The organism is Polyangiaceae bacterium (assembly GCA_015075635.1).
GTDB lineage: Bacteria > Myxococcota_A > Polyangia > Polyangiales > Polyangiaceae > JADJKB01.
Map to the genome: position 1 here is coordinate 137,812 of JABTUA010000001.1, position 19,123 is coordinate 156,934.

Annotated in this window: 19 protein-coding genes; all 19 read right to left on the bottom strand. The window is 67.6% G+C overall.

The features are described from left to right. Positions 1–2 precede the first annotated feature (2 nt). Entirely contained in the window at positions 3–2,270 is a 2,268-nt protein-coding gene (locus HS104_00690) for a hypothetical protein (GenBank protein MBE7478498.1), read from the bottom strand. Then, a complete protein-coding gene (locus tag HS104_00695; GenBank protein ID MBE7478499.1) occupies positions 2,221–3,363 on the bottom strand; it encodes a CpaF family protein in 1,143 nt (380 codons plus the stop codon). The genes HS104_00690 and HS104_00695 overlap by 50 nt, the downstream gene beginning before the upstream one ends. Then, a complete protein-coding gene (locus tag HS104_00700) occupies positions 3,360–3,935 on the bottom strand; it encodes a tetratricopeptide repeat protein (protein MBE7478500.1) in 576 nt (191 codons plus the stop codon). The genes HS104_00695 and HS104_00700 overlap by 4 nt, the downstream gene beginning before the upstream one ends. After that, positions 3,932–4,819 carry a hypothetical protein gene (locus HS104_00705; protein ID MBE7478501.1) on the bottom strand — a complete coding sequence of 296 codons (888 nt, stop codon included), beginning with the start codon at positions 4,817–4,819 and terminating at the stop codon, positions 3,932–3,934. Before HS104_00705 ends, HS104_00700 begins: the two co-directional genes overlap by 4 nt. Further along, positions 4,819–5,730 carry a type II secretion system F family protein gene (locus tag HS104_00710; protein MBE7478502.1) on the bottom strand — a complete coding sequence of 304 codons (912 nt, stop codon included), beginning with the start codon at positions 5,728–5,730 and terminating at the stop codon, positions 4,819–4,821. Before HS104_00710 ends, HS104_00705 begins: the two co-directional genes overlap by 1 nt. Then, positions 5,727–6,608 carry a type II secretion system F family protein gene (locus tag HS104_00715; GenBank protein ID MBE7478503.1) on the bottom strand — a complete coding sequence of 294 codons (882 nt, stop codon included), beginning with the start codon at positions 6,606–6,608 and terminating at the stop codon, positions 5,727–5,729. The genes HS104_00710 and HS104_00715 overlap by 4 nt, the downstream gene beginning before the upstream one ends. Then, positions 6,605–8,479 carry a Flp pilus assembly complex ATPase component TadA gene (gene tadA / locus HS104_00720; GenBank protein ID MBE7478504.1) on the bottom strand — a complete coding sequence of 625 codons (1,875 nt, stop codon included), beginning with the start codon at positions 8,477–8,479 and terminating at the stop codon, positions 6,605–6,607. The genes HS104_00715 and tadA overlap by 4 nt, the downstream gene beginning before the upstream one ends. Before the next feature lie 54 nt (positions 8,480–8,533). Further along, a complete protein-coding gene (locus HS104_00725) occupies positions 8,534–9,853 on the bottom strand; it encodes a pilus assembly protein N-terminal domain-containing protein (protein ID MBE7478505.1) in 1,320 nt (439 codons plus the stop codon). A gap of 2 nt (positions 9,854–9,855) precedes the next feature. After that, positions 9,856–10,632, bottom strand: a complete 777-nt coding sequence (gene cpaB / locus HS104_00730) for a Flp pilus assembly protein CpaB (protein ID MBE7478506.1) — start codon at positions 10,630–10,632, stop codon at positions 9,856–9,858. Between the two features lie 153 nt (positions 10,633–10,785). After that, positions 10,786–11,760, bottom strand: a complete 975-nt coding sequence (locus tag HS104_00735; GenBank protein MBE7478507.1) for a hypothetical protein — start codon at positions 11,758–11,760, stop codon at positions 10,786–10,788. Positions 11,761–11,770: 10 nt separating this feature from the next. Continuing rightward, entirely contained in the window at positions 11,771–12,238 is a 468-nt protein-coding gene (locus HS104_00740) for a hypothetical protein (GenBank protein MBE7478508.1), read from the bottom strand. Positions 12,239–12,294: 56 nt separating this feature from the next. Further along, on the bottom strand, positions 12,295–13,944 hold the full coding sequence (locus HS104_00745) for a Tad domain-containing protein (protein ID MBE7478509.1): 1,650 nt from the start codon (positions 13,942–13,944) through the stop codon (positions 12,295–12,297). After that, entirely contained in the window at positions 13,931–14,452 is a 522-nt protein-coding gene (locus HS104_00750; GenBank protein ID MBE7478510.1) for a hypothetical protein, read from the bottom strand. The genes HS104_00745 and HS104_00750 overlap by 14 nt, the downstream gene beginning before the upstream one ends. A 53-nt stretch (positions 14,453–14,505) precedes the next feature. Then, positions 14,506–15,051: a prepilin peptidase gene (locus HS104_00755; protein MBE7478511.1), complete on the bottom strand. Its 546-nt coding sequence runs from the start codon at positions 15,049–15,051 to the stop codon at positions 14,506–14,508. Positions 15,052–15,111: 60 nt separating this feature from the next. Then, positions 15,112–15,279, bottom strand: coding sequence for a Flp family type IVb pilin (locus HS104_00760; protein MBE7478512.1), 168 nt, complete (start codon positions 15,277–15,279; stop codon positions 15,112–15,114). Between the two features lie 47 nt (positions 15,280–15,326). Next, positions 15,327–15,491, bottom strand: a complete 165-nt coding sequence (locus tag HS104_00765) for a hypothetical protein (protein ID MBE7478513.1) — start codon at positions 15,489–15,491, stop codon at positions 15,327–15,329. A gap of 237 nt (positions 15,492–15,728) precedes the next feature. After that, the gene (locus HS104_00770; GenBank protein MBE7478514.1) at positions 15,729–16,394 is read right to left on the bottom strand and encodes a hypothetical protein; all 666 of its coding nucleotides are present in this window, start codon (positions 16,392–16,394) and stop codon (positions 15,729–15,731) included. A gap of 21 nt (positions 16,395–16,415) precedes the next feature. Continuing rightward, positions 16,416–17,255 (bottom strand): hypothetical protein, encoded by an 840-nt coding sequence (locus HS104_00775; protein MBE7478515.1) that lies wholly within the window; start codon positions 17,253–17,255, stop codon positions 16,416–16,418. Beyond that, positions 17,252–19,096, bottom strand: coding sequence for a long-chain-acyl-CoA synthetase (locus tag HS104_00780; GenBank protein MBE7478516.1), 1,845 nt, complete (start codon positions 19,094–19,096; stop codon positions 17,252–17,254). Before HS104_00780 ends, HS104_00775 begins: the two co-directional genes overlap by 4 nt. Between the last annotated feature and the right edge of the window lie 27 nt (positions 19,097–19,123).

Here is a 19,123-nt window from a genome sequence, read left to right on the forward strand (position 1 = left end):
GGCTACTTCTTCGCCTTCTTGCGCAGGATCTCGGCGGCCCGCGCGTAGGTCGGGTTGTCCGGGTGCTGCTTGGCGAGCTGATCGTAGAGGTCCGCTGCCTTGGCGAACTCGTTGTTGGCGACCGCGTCGGCGGCCTTGCGCGCCAGCGAGACCTCACCCTTCGGCAGCGGCGGCTCCGCCGACGCGGTGGGCTGGGGAGGGGCCTCGGGAGGTGCCGCGGTCGGCTCCGGCGGCGCTGCGCTCGGCTCCGGTTTTGCGGCGGTGGGCTCGGGCGGTTGCGCCGTGGGTTCGGCGGAGGGCGGCAGTGCTCCGGTTGGCGCGAGCGCTGCGCTGCCCGCCGGCTGCGCCGACGGTGCCGCCGAGGGAGCTGGCTTCGCAGAGGCGCCGGCGCTCCCCTTGGTGCGAGGCGGAGGCTGCGGCGGATCGGTGAACACGATCACGAACGCGATCAATCCGAACGGCAGCATCAAGAACATCAGCTTGCGCGGGAACGGCATCGCCTTCCACGCGGCGAGCGGACCCTTCCCGGGCTGCACCTGCACGGGCTGCTGGCCCCAAGCTTGCTGCTGCGGGTAGCCCGCTCCTGACTGGCCGAACGTGCCCGACGCTCCGGGGTATTGTTGTTGCGGGTATTGGCCCGACGCTCCCGCGCCCCCAGGCGCGCCGTACGCGCCGGCTTGCTGCGCGCCGAACGCGCCAGCTTGTTGCTCTGCGTACGCCCCCTGCGCGCCGTAGGCTCCAGGTTGCTGCGCGCCGTAGGCTCCAGGTTGCTGCGCGCCGTAGGCTCCAGGTTGCTGCGCGCCGTAGGCTCCAGGTTGCTGCGCGCCGTAGGCTCCAGGCTGCTGCGCGCCGTAGGCTCCAGGTTGGTGCTGGGCGTAGGCGGCTTGCTGCGCCCCGTACGCGTTTGCATCCGCTGCGGGGTAGCCTGGCGGCTCGCCTCGAGCACCCGGGTAAGCCCCCGCTGTCGCTGCGTGTGCGGGTTGCTGCTGTCCGAACGGCGGCTGCGTCTGCGCGTACGGATCGCTGCCCCACGGTGGCGCGACTGCACCCGGCGGTTGCGCCGTAGCGGGCGCCATCAGCGGCTGCTTGGCCGTGTCGGGCGAGTCGCCCGGCAGGCTCCGACCGCCGGCTTCCGCCAGGAACTGCTCGAGCGGCTTGACGACGGTCGCGCTCTCGCCGGCCGGCGGCTGCGAGGGCGGCTTGGGTCGCTCGGGCTTCGGCGGTTCCGGCGCCGCGACCGGCGTCGCGTACTGAGCGGCGCCCCGCGCAAGCTCCGCCGAGGTGGGCGGCGGGGGGGCCATGCCGAGCATCGTGCGCTTGGGCACACCACCCGTCGGCTGGGCTGGCGCCACCGCTGGCGTCTCGGAGGGTGCCGGGATCACTCGCGTCGCCTCCTCGCTCAAGACCTCCTCGTCCAGACCAGTCGAAGCCGGCGCATGGATGCGCGTGGGCGGCTCCGAAGGCGACCCCACCGGCGACTCTTGCGGTGGCAAGGTCTTCTCGCTGAAGCCATCCGGCATCGGCTGGTACTGGGTCGGCGACTCCGAGTCGTCGTAGTCGCTGGCCCCGGGCTGTGGCGCCGCCTTGGGCGCCGCCGCCATCACTTCACCGGGAGGGCGCACGGGCTTGGGCCCGGCGCGGGGTGCGGTCGGCTGTGGGCGAGGCGTCGGTCCCGTCGCACGCGGAGCGAGTGGCGGCGGCCCGGGACGCGCCGGTCGGGCCGCGGGTGCTGGCGCAGCACGCGGCGTCCCCGCCACGGGAGGTCCCTGCCGGCTTGGCGCGGCGCTCGGCTGCGGACGCGCGACGGGCGCGGCGCTCGGCTGCGGGCGCGCCGCCTGCGGGCGCGCGACTGGCGCCGCGCTCGGCTGCGGACGCGCGACAGGGCCTGGCCCGGCGCGCGCCGGAGCGGCCGGCTTGGGCTGCGTCCCGCTCTCCTCCACCGAGAGCGAGACCTGGCCCAGCTTGATCACCGCCGGCGCGGCCACGGGCTTCCAGTCCGTGCCCACGGTGGCGGCGCCGAGCTGCACGATGGCGCCGGGGGCGCAGGCCACGAACAGGTGCGTGCCGTCGAAGTAGAGGTAGGCGTGAACCGGCGCGATGCCGGCGGCGCTCACGCGCCATCCCCCGTCCGCACCGACACTGAACGCTTCGACTGGCGTACCGGCCTTGAGCTCTACCTGGGCTCGATCGCTCGAGCCGCCCTGGAGCTTGATGCTGAGATTACCCGTGCCCACGATGCTCTGGATCGACTCCGCGCCGCCGCGCAGCATCGTATATCACGGCTGGAAGCTCCACACCGTGCTCCCGCAGCTGCTCTTCGCAGCGCGGGATGTTCCCCGTGGGTCCGAACTCGCTGATGATCTCGCCGTTCTGACCGACGCCGTGATACTGCCGCGCGAAGATGTCCTGCATCAGGTACTTCCCGGTGTCGGCGTCGTAGCCCAGCACCTCGGTGATGTGAGTCGTCCTGCGCGAGCCGTCCTGCAAGCGCGAGACCTGGACGATCAGGTTGATGCCGGAGCCGAGCTGAGCCCGCATCGCGGCGAGCGGCATGTCGATGTCGCTCATCATGCACATCGTCTCGAGACGGGTCATTGTATCGCGCGGGTAGGTGGCGTGGCAGGTGCCCATGCAGCCGCCGTGACCGCTGGTCATGGCCTGCACGATGTCCAGGGCCTCACCGCCGCGGATCTCGCCGATGACCACGCGATCCGGTCGCATGCGCAGCGTGGCCTTGAACAGATCGCGAATGCTCACGCCACCCTTGCCCTTCGGGTCCGGGGCGCGCGCTTCGAGCTGCACTACGTGGGTCTTCTGTAGCTGCACCTCCTTGGAGTCCTCGATCACCACGATGCGCTCGCCGTCGGGGATGTACGACGACAGCGCGTTCAGCATGCTGGTCTTGCCGCTGCCGGTGCCGCCCGCGATGATCACGTTGAGCTTGGCCTCGACGAAGGCCTTCAACGAGTCCGCGGCGTCTTGGCCCATCGAGCCGAAGCGGATCAACCTCTCGACGGTCAAGGTCTCCTTGAAGAAGCGGCGGATGGCGATGAACGGTCCGCCGGGCGCCGCCGGCGGGATGATCGCCTGCAGGCGCGAGCCGTCGGGCATGCGGCCCTCCAGGATCGGTCGCGACTCGTCGAGGAACTTGCCGGCGAACTGCGCCGCGGTGCGCAGCGCAGACACCAAGGCGTCGGTGCTCTCGAAGCGCACCCCGGTCAGCTCCAGCTTGCCGCCCTTTTCGATGAAGACCTGGTTGGGGCCGTTGATCATCACCTCGCTGACCTTCGGGTCGTCGAGGAACGGACGCACGGGCGCGAAGAACTCGAGCAGCGCTTCTTCGAAGATCTCTTGGGGGATCACGGGATTTCCTTGAGCAAAGAGCCGCGTGCCTCCTCGGCATGAGGCCCCTTGGGCTCGAGCTTCAGGTATTCGCGGAAATGCTGGTCGGCACCGACCGGGTCGTTCTCCCCGTCCCTGAGGAGCACGGCGAGCGCGTAGTGCGCTTCGGCGTGCTTGGGCTGCGCGGCCACCACCCGCTCCAGGTGCTCGCGCGCCAGATCCGAGCGACCCACCGCGGCGTGGAGCGTTCCGACCAGGAACCTGAGCGCGTGCTGCTCGGGACGCTTGGTCAGCTCCTGCTCGCCGAGCTGGATGGCCGTACGGAAGCGCCCGCTGACCACGAACACGCGCATCAACAGCGGCAGCACCTCCTCCGGGCTCGCCCCGGCGTCGAGCGCCGCGCTCAGGTACTGCGAGGCGCGCGTGTAGTCGCCGACGCGGGCGAAGAGCTTCCCGCGCTCGAGCAGCTTGTCCTTGGTCTGCTCGGCTCGAACGGTCTTCTCGGCGTCGCGCATCTTCTCGCCGCGCGACGCCGCGCACGCCGGCAAAGCCAGCGCGAGACCCATCGCGACGACTTCGGCTCGGCACTTCATTTCGGCTTCTTCTGACGGGTCTGATCGCCGTACTTGATGCGCAGCTTGCGCTCGAGCAACGACAGGTACTCGACGTATTCGCCCTCTTTCCCCTGCAAGAAGGCCAACAGGACCCGCACTTCTTTCTGCGCGGTCTCGTAGCGCTGGGTCGCGAGCGCGTGCTCCAGTCGAACGCGGTGAGTCCGGAAGTCCTCCGCCACGTCGGCGCGCAGCTTCGCCGCCAGCGCGGCGGCTCGCTTCGCGCGCTCGGTGTCCCCCGCGACCTGGAAGCAGGCCGCGGCCTCTTCGTAGGCCGGGACCGCCTGCACGCCGTCCGGAACGTAGAAGGGGCGGCGCTCCTGCTTGGACGCCGCCTTGGTGAACTGCTGGAAGCCGATGGCCATCGCGGCCTCGCGGGACGCCTGCGGGCAAGCGGTGGCCGGCGGCCCCCAGAGCTCCGGGATCTCGCGCGGCGCCTTGCCGACCGAGTCCCCCGGGGCGTCCTGGAAGATGATGTACAGCGCCAGCGGCATGACGATCAGCGCCATGAGCAGCGTCAGCGGGCTGGTCTTCTGCTCCTTCTTCTGGGCTTGGCCGTCGCCGCCGACGACCTCGACCACGCTGGCCACGATCTGGGTGTTGCCCACCCCCAGCACCGAGCCCGGGACGATCTGCGTGCGCGTGAACGGGCTGCCGTTGATCAGCGGCGGGGGCTGGAACGAACGCGCGTCGGCGAAGATGCCCGCGGGGGTCAGCTGAATGGCGATGTGCTCGACGCCGGCCTGATCGAGCCCCAGTCGGATCTCGCAGTGGGCGCCGCTGCCGATCATGGCGCGGTCGGTGTCGAGCCGCAGCTCTTCGATGCGCCCGTCGGGGTGGCGAATGTCGAACTTGAGCGCTTGCATCAGGTGTCACCGCCCTGTTCGCCGAGCTTCAGGAACATGGGCCCCAGGATCAGGGCGATGATGCAGAGCAGCAGCAGCGCCAGCGGCCCGATCATCTGCACGCCGGCCTTTGCGGCTTGCTGCTCGGCGCGCACGGAGCGCCGCATGCGCGACATGCCAGCCTGGATCTGCAAGACGTCCGCCAACGGGTTGCCCTTCTCTTCGGCTTGGACCACCGAGTTCACGAACTCTTGAACCGACTCGATGGGGACGCGTTCGGCGAAGCCCAAGAGCGCCTGCTTGCGCGTGCGACCGATGCCCAGCTCCTGCAGCATGCGGCCGAACTCCTCGATCAGGGCGTCGTCGGGGTCGCTGGACTTCTCCACGACCTGGCGCATGGCACCGGGGAAGTCCTTGCCGGCGCTCATGGCCAGCGCCAAGAGGTCCACCGCGTAGGGCAGGCCGCGGTTGATCTGCTTCATGCGCAGCGTCGCGGCGCTCGACACCTGCAGGTAAGGCATCGCGGCGCCCAGCGGCGCGACGATGATCAGCATCACGATGCCCATCCCGGTCATCCAGCCCGCGATCACGCCGAACGCCGCGCCGCCGATGAACGACAGGATGCTGAGCCCCACGTATTCCTCGGGCGTGATGCCCAGGAAGTCCCCGGCCAGGGCCAGCTGCTTGTCCAGCTTGGCGCGCTGCTCCTCGGTCAAGATGCCGCTGACTCGCACGCCCAGCCAGCGCACCAGCGGCTCGATCTGGCGCCACTGGTCGCTCTTCTCCAGGGCGTTCAGGCGCCGGAGGCCGCGCATGCCCAGTCGGCTGGCCACCCGCGACGGCGCGCTGGCCACCGCGTAGAGCGCAAATGCCACCGCCATCGCCAGCGCGGCGACGACCACGTACCGGATCTCGACGTAGCTGATCCTCATATCTCGACCGACAGGACCTTGCGGGCCAGGAGGATGGACACCAGCCAGGACACGCCCGCGAAGCCCGCGATGGCCCAGCCTGCAACCGGCTTCTTGAGCGGGTCGTAGAAGCCCGGCTCCATCATGTTGAGCACGACGGCGAAGATGAACGGGAAGGCGCCGAGCACCCAGAGCTGCGCCTTGCCCTCCGCCGTCTTGGTCTTCACCACTCCCTCCAGGCGGATCATCTCGCGCATGGTGTTGGCCGTGGTGTCGAGGATGCGTGGCAAGTCACCGCCCAGCTGGCGACCGATCAGGATGGCGGAGAGCGCGGTGTCGAGCTGCCGGCTGTTGATGCGGCCGCCCATGTTGAGCAACGCCTGATCCAGCGTGCTGCCGACCTTCATCTCCTTGACGCACAGCTCCACTTCCTCGCGAATCGGCGTGGGCAGGAGTGGCTGGATGCCGATGAACGAGTTCGCGACGCTCGGGGTGGCCTTGAGCGCGTTGGCCAGCGAGGTCAGAAAGCCGTCAATCTGGTCCTCGAGCTGCAAGACTCGCTGTTGGCGCATGCGCTCGATGTACTTCGAGGGGGCGACGATGATGATCAGGATCAGGATCCACCAATAGGGGTCGAGCCCGATCCCCACGTGCAACGCCAGCACCACGACCGCGGCCACGATCTGGCCGATGGCGATCTGCTGGCCCGGAGTCCAGATGAACATCAAGCGCAGCTTGCGCTCGAGCGAGGCGCAGTAGCGTTGCCAGTAGCGCATGACCGGCCCCTGGCTGTCGGCGATGGCCCCCCAGGCGCCGATCATCAGACCGACGAACACCAGCAGCAGCCCGGACCACTTCAGCAGGCTGATCATCAGCTCGGGACTGAGCGCTTTGCTCACAGGTAGGGTCCTCCCGGGGGAATGAGCCCCTTCAGAATGAACTCGTTGAGGAAGCTGGGCAGATAACCCGTCGCTTTGTAGCCGCCGAGCACCTCTCCCTTGGGACCAGTGCCGGAGCGCACGAACTGGTAGATGGGGATGATTTCGAAGTTCATCTCTTCGTCGAGCCCGACCAGCTCGGCGATGTTGGACACCTTGCGGGTACCGTCCGAGAAGCGCGACTGCTGCACCACCAGGTGGATGCTGCCGGCGATCTGCTCGCGCACCGCGCGCGACGGCAAGTCCACTCCGGCCATCAGGCACAGCGTCTCGATGCGCTTCAGCGCTTCGGGGGGCGAGTTGGCGTGGGTGGTGGTCAGCGAGCCGTCGTGACCGGTGTTCATCGCCTGCAGCATGTCCAGCGCCTCGCCACCGCGGCACTCGCCGACGACGACTCGGTCCGGGCGCATGCGCATGGCGTTCTTGAGCAGGTCGCGGATCGAATACTCGCCCTTGCCCTCCATGTTGGCCGGGCGCGTCTCCAGTGACACGACGTGCGGCTGCGCGAGTTGGAGCTCCGCCGCGTCCTCGATGGTGACGATGCGCTCGTCGTCCGGAATGGCCGCGGACAGGATGTTGAGCAGCGTGGTCTTCCCGCTGCCAGTGCCGCCGGAGATGATGATGTTCTTTTTGGCCACCACGGCACGGGTGAGGAACCGGCCCATCTGCGGGCTGAGCGCGTTGTAGCCGTAGAGCTTCTCGAGCGTGAGCGGGACTTTCGAGAACTTGCGGATGGTGATGGCCGAGCCGCGCAGCGCGATGGGCTTGATGACGGCGTTCACGCGCGAGCCGTCCTTCAGACGGGCGTCCACCAGCGGCGACGACTCGTCGATGCGACGCCCGAGCGGCGTCACGATGCGCTCGATCACGGCGCGAACGCGCTCGTCGTCGGTGAAGCGCTGGTCGGACAGCACGATCTTGCCGGCGCGTTCGATGTAGATGGTGTCCGGATCCACCACCATGATTTCAGTGACGCTCGGATCGGCCAGAAGGTGCTCCAGCGGTCCCAGACCGAGCGCCTCGTCGGCCAGCTCGCCGACCAGTCGATCGCGCTCCACGCTGGCGGGGATGCGCGGACCCATCAGCTCGACGATGCGCCTGAGCGCGCCGATGACCTTCGGGCGCATCGACGGATCGTCCATGAGCTTGGCCTTCAGCGCGGCCAGGTCGAGGTTCTCGATCAGCTGCCGGTGGATGTCGCGCCTGAGCTCGTTGACCGCGTCCTGCTCCGGTGTGCGCTTCCGGCGGCCCCCGGTGACGGTCGCGCCACCCTGGCCGGTGGTCGATGGCCCGGGACGCTGCGCGGCCTCGACCGGTTGCGGAGCCGGCGGAGGTTGCGAGTGTTGTGGAGGCCCCCGCCGGAGGTCGAGCGTCCCGCCGCCCGGCGGAGCAGGCATGGGGTGGTGCGGCGAGCTCTGCTGCGGGGGAGGCGGCGCGTACTGCTGCTGCTGCATCGGCGGAGGCGGCGCCGGCATGGGCGGCAGCCCGTGTCCGCCGCGCACCGTCGGGTCGCGCAGGTCGTCCCGGACCGGTGGGCCCGCGGACTGGAACGTGAGGGTGTGGTCACCGACCACGATGGGCGTGCCGAACGGCACCCAGACGCTCGACTTCCTGAGGAGCTGATCGCCTGCCAAGGTCCCGTTCGTCGAGCGGTCCTCGACCCGCACCGCTTGGCCGCTGAATTCCACCACCGCGTGCTGCCGGGAGATCAGATCGCTCTTGATGCGCAGGCCGCACTCGGGATCGCGACCGATGGAGAGCAGGCCGTTCGCGCGCAGCTGGATCGTGCGTTTGCCTCCAGATTGCGACTCGATGACGACCAGGACGTTCATGATCCGATGCGTGCCGGGGACGGCGCCGGGGCCTCGCCCCGGGACGGCCCGAGGCTACTTGTTCACCTTGCGCCACTGCTGCGGGCGCTTGTTGTAGGCGTTCACCGCCTCGATATCCCCGGAGTATTCCTCGAACTGACTGAGCGCGCCATTGACGATCTCGATCGCTGGCTTGGGCACCGACTCGACCGCGGTGGGGATGATGAAGAGCGCGCCCTCCACGTCCTCCGCCGAGTCGCGGTGCGAGCCGAACAGCACGCCAATCACGGGGATCTCGCTCAGAATCGGCAAGCCGCGGATGTCGTGACGTCGGTTCGACGTGCGAATGCCCGAGAGCACCAGCGACTGCCCGAGCTTCAGCCGCACCAGCGTCTTGAGCTTCGAGATGTTGCGCCCCGGCAGGTTCGTGGACTCGACGGGCGGGGTCAGATCCGAGACGTCGGCCTCGACCTGGACCTCGAGCTCGCCGGTCTGCTCGTCGAGCCGCGGCAAGACGTCGACCTTGGTCCCGAAGGTGATCTCCTTGATGTTGGCGGCGAGGCCGGATGCGATGGGGAAGTTCTGCTCACCGCCGGACTCCCAGGTCGCCTTGGTGCCGTTCACCGTGATCACGGTCGACTGCTTGAGCACCTTGGCCCAGCCGCGGCGCGACGCGACGTCGAGCGCCGGCAGGGGTTGGTTCACCACCGAGGCCTCCGCGGTGGTGGTCGTGCCGGCGAGGAAATCGTACCTGAACTCGCTCTGGACCACGTCCGGGCCGCCGATCCGGCTCGGCCAGTCCACACCCACGGCGTAGCCGGAGGTCTTGTCGTAACGGATGAAGAAGAAATCCAGCCGGATGTTGACCTTGCGGTCGCCGACCGCGCCGCCGCCGCCAGCCACCACCAGCGACTCGACCTGGCCGGGATACAGGGCCGCGATCTTCTCGATGCGCTTCACGTCGCCCTCGCTGGCGACGCCGCCTTCGATGAAGAACCGGGAGCCGACCCGGCGCACGCGCACGCCGGGCATCTCACCGAGCAGCTGCGACAGCTCGCGCCGAACGGCGTCCGGGGAGCGCGAGAAGACGTTGATCACCCAGGTGGTGGTCGAGTCGTCCTTGTTGATGAGCAGGAGCGTGGTGGTGCCCGGCTTCCTGCCGGCGACGACGAACTTGGTGTTGTCCGTCGTGAGCTTCACGTCGACGATGCCCTTGACGCCCTCGGAGTAGTTCTTCACTCCGGTCGCGTTGATGGTCTTGTTCTCGCCGACCACCATGTTGAGCTCGTTTTGCCCCTCGCCGGCAGCAGCGGGCTCGCCGGCCTCTTCCTGGGCGAGGGCGGGAGCCGCAAACGACATCAGACTTGCCGCAACGAGCAGAGCGATTCGCTTCATCATCACTTGGCCTTCAGCTCGACGGGACCCGTCTTGCGAGCTCCCTGGATGTTACTTCGGATGACCTTGTCCTCGAGGGCCGAGGACGGCATGTCTGGGATCCCTTCCAGCAGCGTCTGGTCGTCGGGATTGCGCAGCGCGACCAGGAGCTTGCCGCGCTCGGCCGCCAGCGACAGGAGCTGCGCCTCCTGAAGGCTCACGCTCAGCGTGAGCACCATCTCGCGGCGCTCGTCCTTGCTGTCCGTGATCTTCTCGGGCGCCGTCTCGAGACCCACCGCGAGCGCCAGCACCTTCTGGAGGAGCACGACGGCGTTGCGCTTGTCTGCCTCGGCGGCGGGCATGCTCGCGATCACGTCCACGTAGTCCCCGGGCTGGATCAGCGAGAAGCTCTTGTCGCCGCTCTCCGCCTTGATCGACACCGCGCGGGCTCCGGGCTGCACCAACGAGCTCAGGTCCCGGCGCTCGTCCGCGGCGATGGCCAGATCGGTCCACATCAGGGTCTGGTTGGCCTCGACCTTGGTCCCGATCCGGAGGCCCACTACCTTGGCCTTCTCGACGGCCTTGACCGCGCGGTCCTCGACGTAGGCCAGAGGGACCTCACGGATGGTCAGCGCGTCCTCCTGAATCGAGGTCCCCGGCTCGATGGCCTTGACCGCCATCAGCAGCCGGACGCGTTCACCGCCTGAGGCTTCCTGCTCGAATCGTGACAGGTACAGCAGAAGCAGAAGTGCACCGACCACGCCGACGACGAGCGAAATGAGCAACGCCCTCTTGTTCATGCGCGGACCTCAGTATCGCCTCGTTCTGCCAGAGATGAAATCCTCCAGCCGACCTTCATGGGCGACAGGTCTAGCACGGCTCGCAGGCCGAATTCCGGGGACCGTGTCGGTCCCGGGCGCAGTAGGGCCTACTGCACGGGTTGGCAGGAAAGATCAGAACCCGCGCGTTTCGAAGGCCGACACCAGGCTGCGGTCACCGTTTTGGTCGGCGACCACCACGATGTCGACGCCACCCTTGCTGAAGTACCGCGCCTCGGGCGCGTCCTCCCCGATGAAGACCTGCTCGAAGCCCTTGGCCGCCATGTCCTTCTCGTACCCCGCGAGGACTTCCTTCGCCGGCACCTTGGACTCGTACACCCGGATGGCGTGGGGGCGCCCCTCGGCAGAGGCGGACAGGTAGCGCACCGAGCTCGGCGGCCGCGCCACGATGGGCGAGTCTGCACCCGGCGCGTCCGCGCCTTCGGTCGGCGGGACCATGGCGTCGACCTTGAACGAGCCGTCGGTCCAAGCGGTGAGCACATGGGTCCGTCCGCTCTCGAGCTTGCGCACGTAGGCGTAGCGAAGGTGGCCGACATCGGCCAAATCCCAGCTCTCGGCGAACGCGGCCATGCCGTCCCAGAATCGGCGCTGACCGTTGGCGGGGTTCTTCACCGCGCAGGCGATGACGCCGTCGTCCTTCGACTGCTGGCGGAGCACGCCGAAGTTCAGGCGCTCGGCCTGCTTCGCCAACGCCGGATCGTCGAGCATGCCCTGCACCTCGCGCAGATCGCGGGGCACCGCACCTTCCTCCTTGCACAGCGCCTCGAAGCGGTCGAGCACCTGGCCCATGGAGAGATCGGTGGTGGCGCTCGACATGTTCAGCGCCTGCCCATTGAGCATGAGACGCTCCGCGTCCTTGGTGAACTCACCGAGCTTCGCCAGCTGCCGCCCCGTTGCCAGGGCCTGTTCGGAGACGCTGCCGTACGCGGAGCGCGCCGCCAGTCCGGCGCCGACCATCGAGACCACGGACAGGTAAGCCCCGACGCGGAAGACCCCACGCACGCGCGGAGTGAACGCCACCGAGAGCAGGCGGCGCGGCATGTCCCACCAGGACTTGCCGACTCGTCTTTCTTCGTAGGAACGGGCCATGGCGTCCTCGTCAGATCAGGCTCATGATCAGCGCGCCGATCGCGCCGGCGCCCAGGATGATCAAGAAGTACGTCTTGCCGTTGTCGTTCTTCTTGGGCTCGTTGCACCGCATGTGCATCTTGCCGTACATCGTGTAGCTGGAGCCGCCGATCACGCCCGGGAACTTCGTTTCCCGCTGCTTGCTGATGGTCGGGTAGCCGGAGTCCTTGAACACGTCGTTGCCCAGACCGAAGCTGCCGCCGCCCTGCTCGGAGGCGCCGCTGATGTCCGGCACCGCTCCGCCGCCGGAGTCGCCGACGTTCTGGTCGAGGTCGGACGCGACGTCACCGCCGCCGCTGCAGTACTGGATGGCCGTCTGCCAACCCGCCAGGCGCGCCTCGTCCATCACGCCGATCTTGGCCTTCTGGAAGCTCACCGCCGCCCAGATGCAGGCGAACTGGATGACCATGAAGGCCGCGATGATGGCCGATTCGGTCATGGCCGCGCCGCGCCGGCGGCGCCGAGCCCGAACCCGCTGGAGCACGTCTCGAGTGTTCAATGGATGACCTCCCAAGATGGCATCACCCACCCGTCGATGGCCGAGTCCACGCCCTTGCCGAGCGCGCCCACCACGGTGTCCTTCAGCTTGTCCGCGAGCTTGTCGTAGGTGTCCTTGCCCAGACCGCCCAGGATGATGCTGGTCCCGCCGTTGACCGCGCCGTCGATCCACTTGGTGTCGACGTACTTCTTCATCACGTCGAAGAGCTTGCCCAGGCCCAGCTGCCCCAGGTTGATGCCCGTGACCGCGAAGCGCCGCAGGCGCGCGCGCCAGTACATCTTCCACATGCAGTCTTCCTTGAGGTCCGACCACTTGCCCTTGTCGTCGAAGTAGAACTCCGCCTGACCGAAGCGCCAGTTACCCCAGCTGGCCTGCACCTTGGGCATCTGACCGGTCTTGGTCGCGATCGCCAGGCCCTTGTCCAGCTTGCGCGGCCACTGCTCGTCGCCGCCGGTGAAGCCGAAGGTCTGGAACCAGATCGAGCCGATCTCCGCGCCCTCCCAGATCTCCTTGGGCGTCTTGTTCTTCGTGTTGCCCATTCCGCCGCCGGCCGGGTCGAAGCCGGTCTTCTGCATCTGGTCCTTGGCGGCCTGGTTGCCGTCCTTCTTGCAGTTCGCCGTGTTGAACTCGGCCAGACCGCCGCCCAGATCGGTGCAGTACTTGGACATGCAGTTGGTGTTTTTGTCCTGCGCCTGGTCGCCGGTACACGTCGGGTAACTGTTGCCGCTCTTCACCTTGTCCGAGCAGTCGTCCTTCTGGTTCTTGCAGCCTTCGTTGACCTGCTCCTTGATCTTGTTGTCCATGACGTCTTGGATGTTGCTGGCACCCGCGCCGCCACAGAAATAACCGCTGAAGGTCCCGGCGATCGCGCCGGCGATCTTCTTGAGGATCCAGCCGACTGGATCGGGGAGCCAGCCGAAGCCGTGCTCGATGGCGAGCTCCGCGCTCTTCTTGCAGAACTTGTCCCACTCCATCTCCTGGACCGGGAGACCGAGCTTCTTGGACGACGGAACGAACGGCACCATCGACGGGCTGAGCGCCATGCCGGTGGTGACCAGAGGTTTGTACTGCTTCGAGACCTTGTTCCCCTTGTACGCGCCGACGTACGGGGTGGTCATGGCCACGACCTTCTCGAAGATGCTCAGGGCCGGCAGCACCTTGTCGAGCACCTTCTCGTACTTGTTGGCGCCCTTGATCAAGCCCTGCTCGATCTTGATCATCTTCGGCATCGCCGCCGCACACACGCCGGAGAGCGGGCAGAAGACCGTCGCAGCGATGCAGATGCCGCAGGCGACGATGGTGATCCCCAGCATCAGAATCAGCATGCGCATCATGATCAAGACGGCGAGCAGCGCTGCCATGACCAAGTTGATGAGCACGATGATGTTCATGCCGCGCGCGTGGACACCGGCTGAGGTGTACGCCACCGCGTCGGCGGCATCCTGGAGGCGCTCGCGATACACGATCGCGTTGCCCATGCCGATCAGGTAGAAGACCCCGGCCGCCAGGAGCGAGGCCATGAACACGCCGGCGATCATGATGGCGCCGCTCTGGTCGCTCTTCAGATCGCCGCGATCCGCCCCGCAGCGCTGCATACGCTGCTCGGGACGGCCGACCCAGAGGAGGAAGCGGTCAAGGATATTCATAGTCCGCTCCGTGAACGACCATCTTGGCCTCGGCGTTGATGGTGGTCAGACCTGCAAACCCGCAGATCACCTTGTCGGCCACCGGCAACCGGCAGCGGTAGGGGACCTGAACGCGAACCGTCACGATCTCGTCGCGCTTGAAGCTCGACTTTTCCTTGCCGTCGGCGCCGCGGATGGTGACCTGCGCCAGCGGCCAGAGCAGGCTGCGGTTGCCGCCGAGCCCCATTTGGACCGCGCGCTGGATGGCGTCCTTGCGCTTGCCCGTGGCGGCGCCGACGCCGGCGTTGCTGTAGCCCTTGGGGTCGTCCGGCAGCACGACGGCTGCAGCTCGAGCGCCCAAGTAGGCAGAGTGCATGGTGACGAGCTTGCCGGAGTAGATCCCGACGGACTGCATCAGGCACCAGAACCCGAAGAAGATCGGGAAGAACGCGCCGAGGAACTCCACGTAGACGGCGCCCCGCTTGTCCTTTCGGAGGCCGCGCTGCGGCTCTGGGCTGGGACGGCTCACGTTGGGTTCTCCTTCCACTTCGTTCTCTCTACTCGCCGCTGAAGCTCTTTTGGTCAGACCCTCCAGTGCAGCAAAATCGCAATGAGGGTCGCTACGAAAATCGAAGGTCCGAATCTGAGCTCCGACATCATCTCCGTCGTCAGCTCGCGCCGCTTTTCCTTCGGGACGAACACGTTTCGAACCAGCAAGAGGCTGTTCCCGAGGGTTTTGAGCAGCTTGCCTTCGTATGCCAACCTCACCGGGGCGTAGAGCGCGGCAACGATGAAGGAGTACATCTCCGTTTCGATGCCGATCATCGGCCTGAGCATCGCTCCCATGGCCCCGAGTAGCTTGACGTCACCTCCACCGATTGCTCCGGAGCGATACAGGAAAATCGGTATCACCCCGCATGTGATGATTCCCACGATCGAAAATGCGAAGCCCTGTCCGGCCGCACTCCAGCCTTCCCTCGCGAAGCCGAAGCCCGCGTGAGCGACTGGTGCCAGGGCCAAAGGCCCGAGCGTCAACCAGTTGGGGATCTCGCCCGTTCGCCAGTCGAACCAGGCCGAGAGGCCTGTCACGAGAACTGCGGCAAGTAGAAAGTATTGCTCGCCGTACATCCTCGGGGTCCGTTGCGGCGCGCCGAGTCACGAGTCTCGGCGCGCCTCCGGCGACCTGGATCAGAGCGAGTTGATCTCGCCAGCCTTTTCGTTGGTCTTGCTGTTCAGGTTGTTGCCGAACGTGCGGAACGCCGCGATGGCGATCAGCGCGATGACGGCCACGACGATGATGTACTCGACCATGTTCGCGCCACGCTTGTCTTGAATCAGACGACGAATCTTGTCCATGTTGATTACCTCGTGTCCTGTCGGGGGTCGCCGGTTAGGGTCTTGGCTCAAGGGAAAGGTGAGAGGATGATGGCCTGGGAGCGCTCGTAGTTGGCCACCAGGCTCGGGCCGAGCCCGAGGATCGCCGCCGCGAAGCCGATGCAGACCGTCCCCAGGAGCACCACGTACTCCGTCATGATCGCCCCCCGGCCATCGCTGGCCAGGGACCGCATGCGGCGTCGGCAACGGGGGGTCGGGGTCGTCATCGGGTTTCGCGAGGGGTGCCGTTCCAAAGGCTCTCCGGCACTCCTGACCTCTACTTACGAACCGTAGCAGGAGGGCTTCCCAGTCCGCAACAGAAAATCGACGCGAAGCTCGCGATTTTTTTGGGTTTTTTGCCGTCCTCGCCGAAAAATTCCAGCCGGCTTGCGGGGTCGTGCGATGGCCTCGGAAAGTTCCCGCGAGGCCGCTCAGATCGGGGTCGGCCCCTTGGGCTTCGCCTTGCCGCCACCCTTGAACTTCTTCTTCTCGAGCTTGAACTTCTGGTCGAAGACGAAGACGTCGTCGGACTGCTTCACCTCGAAGGTTGCCGCGGGATTCTGCGGCCGGAGCTCCTTCGCGCCGTCGCCGTCGGTCGAGAGTGAGAGCTGGAACATCTGATTTGGCGGCATCTCGAGGAACACGTGAGCGGCGCCGGAGACGTCGGTGCGCGCGACCTCGCGGCCCAGGTACATCACGGGCAGGTTCGGGCCGGAATCCGCTCGTACTGCAACCACGACCGAGCGCGACGACTTCGGGCAATCCACCTGATACTCGGGCCGCTGCGAGGGATCGGAAGTTTTGCGCAGGGTCACGCTCACGGGCTTCGCGGGGCTCTGGAACCCGGTCGGACACTTCAGCGTCAGGTCGTAGACCTCGCCCTCTGCGCCCTTGAGACGGAAGTTCACCACGCCGGAGTCGTCGGTGACGCCGATCTTCTTCTGCTTGTACCAGACCTCGGCGCCCTTCAGCGGCTGACCCGGATCGCCGAACACCTTCACCCGCGCCTCGAAGGGCTTGGGCGGCGGCGGCTTGAGCATGTCGCAGCCGAACAAGGACAGAGCAGCCAATGCGGTGACCCAGGCGCGCGCGCACATGGCGTCAGAATACCACGACGCTCACTCGGGCGCCGCGGGGTACAGCGGATCGCTTCCCACGAGCCAGGGCAGCTCGCCCGCCACGGCGCGGGCGACCTCGTCGTCCAGGCGCAGGCCGCCCTCGCCCAGGTCGAGCAGCTTGGTCTCCAGCCCGGCGCCCCGCGCGAACAGCCAGTAGGTGCTCGCCGCGGCGCGACTCTCGGCGTCGGAGACCGCGAACAGCAGGCGCTTACCGCCGGACTTGGCGTACACGGCGGCTTTGCCCGCGGACCAGGTGTCGGGCTCGGCGCCGACCAGGATCAGCCGCGTGAAGAAGGCCGGCTCGTGGCGCGAGATCTCCAGGGCGTGTTTCACTCCTGCTGCAAATGCGGCCATCACCACCGGACCGCTCGCGACGTGCTGGCCGAAGCGCGCTTTGAGCGCCTTCAGCGCGGCGCGGAGCTCGCCTTCCACCTCCGCTTGGCTGCCCCAGCCGAAGCGCGGCTCGCCGCTCAGATCGTCTCGGTGCTTGCCACGCGGGCAGAGCACGAACGGCCGCCCGCGGCTGATGCCCGTCCACGTACCACAGGCCCACTCCGGGCGATCGGCGCCGCCGTGCAGCGCGATCAGAACCGGGCGCGGCTCGCGCGCGCCGACCGGTACAGCGGCGAACGAGCTCGGGAAGCCCGGCACCGGAAGCTCGACCAACCAGCTCTCCGAAGCCAACGGCGGAAGCTCGGGCTTCGCAGGCGCCGAGCTCGCCGAGCTCGCCGGAGGCGGACGCACCCTCCGCGTCCAACGCGTCAGCCCCACGAGCGACGCGCCCAGCGCCACCAGCGCGAGCGCCACGATCGCGCGCTGGCGGATGCGCTCGTCGCTCACAGGCGCAGCCGTCCTTCGACGACGTCGGTCCAGCGCTCCCGCGTGAGCGCTACGTAGCCCTCGTCCGTGCGGACGTACAACGGGTCGGAGACGCGATTCGGATCGACACCCTCCGAGCGAAGCTGCATCTTCTGGATCTTGAAGGTGCCGGTCGTGCTGAGGCGCTCGAGCACCCGGACGAAGCGCGGCTGCGCGTAGCTCGGCAGGCCCTGCACCGTTTGCCAGAAGCCGTCGACGTCGAAGCGGTCCGCGATCTCCAGCGCCGCCAGCCCGGCCTGTCCCTCCATACCGGGGACGTGCACGCTGGAGACGGTGGCGCCGAGCACGCCGGGCGCCAGGCTGATGACCTCGGCGACCTCGGCGGTGGACACGTTCTCGCCCTTCCAGCGGAAGGTGTCCCCGATGCGATCTACGAAGTAGAAGTAGTCGTTGTCGTCGAAGCGCATCAAGTCGCCGGAGCGAAAGTAGCGATCTCCGGCCTTGAAAACATCCTTCAGGATCTTCTTCTCGGTGGCGGCCTCGTCGGTGTAGCCGCGGAAATCACCGAGCGCCGTCCGCGGGACGTCCTTGAGCTTGATCACCAGCTCGCCGATCTCCCCGGGCTGGCACTCCAGGCAGAAGCCGCTCGCGTCCCGCACCAGGTCGTCGCGCTCGACGTCGTAGCGAGCGAGCTTCATCGCCCCGAGGCGGCGGAAGGGCACGTGGCCGATGGAGCCGACCTTGCCGGTCAGGTTCGCGATCAATCCCGGCGCCTCCGTCGCGCTGTAGAACTCCCGAATCGACGCGATCTGGAAGCGACGCGCGAACTCTTCCCACACGTCCGCCCGAAGCCCGTTCCCCACCGCGACGCGGATGGGATTGTTGCGCTCGAGCTCGGAGGGGGGGCTGTTCACCAGGTAGCGGCACAGCTCGCCGATGTAGAGCATGGCCGTCGCCCGGTAGCGCTGGACGTCGGGCCAGAAGGCCTTGGCGCTGAAGCTGCGACGCAGCGCCAGAGGAGTCCGCGTCATCACGCAGGACCCGACGCCGATCAGGAGCGCGCTCGAGTGATACAGCGGCAGCACGGAGTACAGCTTGTCGCCGGGCTGGAACTCGAACAGGAGCGGTCCGAAGGCCGCACCGGCGAGCACCGCGCGCGCGTGCGTCACCTTGCAGGGCTTGGGCAGCCCGGTCGTCCCCGAGGTGAAGATGTAGACGAAGTCGCTGGTAGCATCCACGCTGGCGCGGGAACGCGGCGCCACGGCTTTGTCCACGCGCTGCTCCAGCTCTCCGGAGTCGAAGCTGACGAGCTTCTGGAGCCCGAGATCGTCGAGCTCCGACACGCGCGGGACGAAGCGCTCCTGCACCACGCCGAGCTTCGCCTTCGACGAGCGGATGGCGTGCTGGAGCGGGATGCCCTCCAGGTGGTTGTTGATCAAGGAGACGGTCGCCCCGAGCCGGGAGGCACCGAACAACACGGTCAGGTAGCTCGGCGAGTTGTCTCCCAACAGCACGACGACGTCGCCCGGCCGCACGCCGTCGTCGTGGAGCACGGCGGCGACACGCGACACCCGCTCGTCGAGCTCGGCCCAGGTGAGCTGCTCGTCGCCCATCTCCAAGGCCAAGGCGTCGGGATCGAGGCGCGCGTGCTCGGCGAGCATCCGCTCCAGGCTCTCGTCGCGGCCTTCGCGCGCCCGCACCAGCCAGGGCAGGGTCTTGGTGACGGCGATCGGCGTGGTGTGCAGCGCGGAGAGGATGGTCTCGCGCCACAGCGGATCGTCCCTGCGCCGGACGATGTCGCCTACAGTTCCTCGCAATGCGCCCAGCGCTTCGGCCAGGCTGGACCCGAGCAGAGTGGGCATGCGCCCCGAGAGGGTACTGAGGTTCTC

What these genes read in the sequence shown, in the direction of transcription:
- HS104_00735 (MBE7478507.1), bottom strand. Translation starts at nt 11,760, where the DNA reads ATGGCCCGTTCCTACGAAGAAAGACGAGTCGGCAAGTCCTGGTGGGAC.
- HS104_00780 (MBE7478516.1), bottom strand. Translation starts at nt 19,096, where the DNA reads ATGCCCACTCTGCTCGGGTCCAGCCTGGCCGAAGCGCTGGGCGCATTG.
- HS104_00755 (MBE7478511.1), bottom strand. Translation starts at nt 15,051, where the DNA reads ATGTACGGCGAGCAATACTTTCTACTTGCCGCAGTTCTCGTGACAGGC.
- HS104_00705 (MBE7478501.1), bottom strand. Translation starts at nt 4,819, where the DNA reads ATGCAAGCGCTCAAGTTCGACATTCGCCACCCCGACGGGCGCATCGAA.
- HS104_00690 (MBE7478498.1), bottom strand. Translation starts at nt 2,270, where the DNA reads ATGCTGCGCGGCGGCGCGGAGTCGATCCAGAGCATCGTGGGCACGGGT.
- HS104_00710 (MBE7478502.1), bottom strand. Translation starts at nt 5,730, where the DNA reads ATGAGGATCAGCTACGTCGAGATCCGGTACGTGGTCGTCGCCGCGCTG.
- cpaB (MBE7478506.1), bottom strand. Translation starts at nt 10,632, where the DNA reads ATGAACAAGAGGGCGTTGCTCATTTCGCTCGTCGTCGGCGTGGTCGGT.
- HS104_00745 (MBE7478509.1), bottom strand. Translation starts at nt 13,944, where the DNA reads ATGAATATCCTTGACCGCTTCCTCCTCTGGGTCGGCCGTCCCGAGCAG.
- HS104_00760 (MBE7478512.1), bottom strand. Translation starts at nt 15,279, where the DNA reads ATGGACAAGATTCGTCGTCTGATTCAAGACAAGCGTGGCGCGAACATG.
- HS104_00700 (MBE7478500.1), bottom strand. Translation starts at nt 3,935, where the DNA reads ATGAAGTGCCGAGCCGAAGTCGTCGCGATGGGTCTCGCGCTGGCTTTG.
- HS104_00725 (MBE7478505.1), bottom strand. Translation starts at nt 9,853, where the DNA reads ATGAAGCGAATCGCTCTGCTCGTTGCGGCAAGTCTGATGTCGTTTGCG.
- HS104_00770 (MBE7478514.1), bottom strand. Translation starts at nt 16,394, where the DNA reads ATGTGCGCGCGCGCCTGGGTCACCGCATTGGCTGCTCTGTCCTTGTTC.
- HS104_00765 (MBE7478513.1), bottom strand. Translation starts at nt 15,491, where the DNA reads ATGCGGTCCCTGGCCAGCGATGGCCGGGGGGCGATCATGACGGAGTAC.
- tadA (MBE7478504.1), bottom strand. Translation starts at nt 8,479, where the DNA reads ATGAACGTCCTGGTCGTCATCGAGTCGCAATCTGGAGGCAAACGCACG.
- HS104_00740 (MBE7478508.1), bottom strand. Translation starts at nt 12,238, where the DNA reads ATGACCGAATCGGCCATCATCGCGGCCTTCATGGTCATCCAGTTCGCC.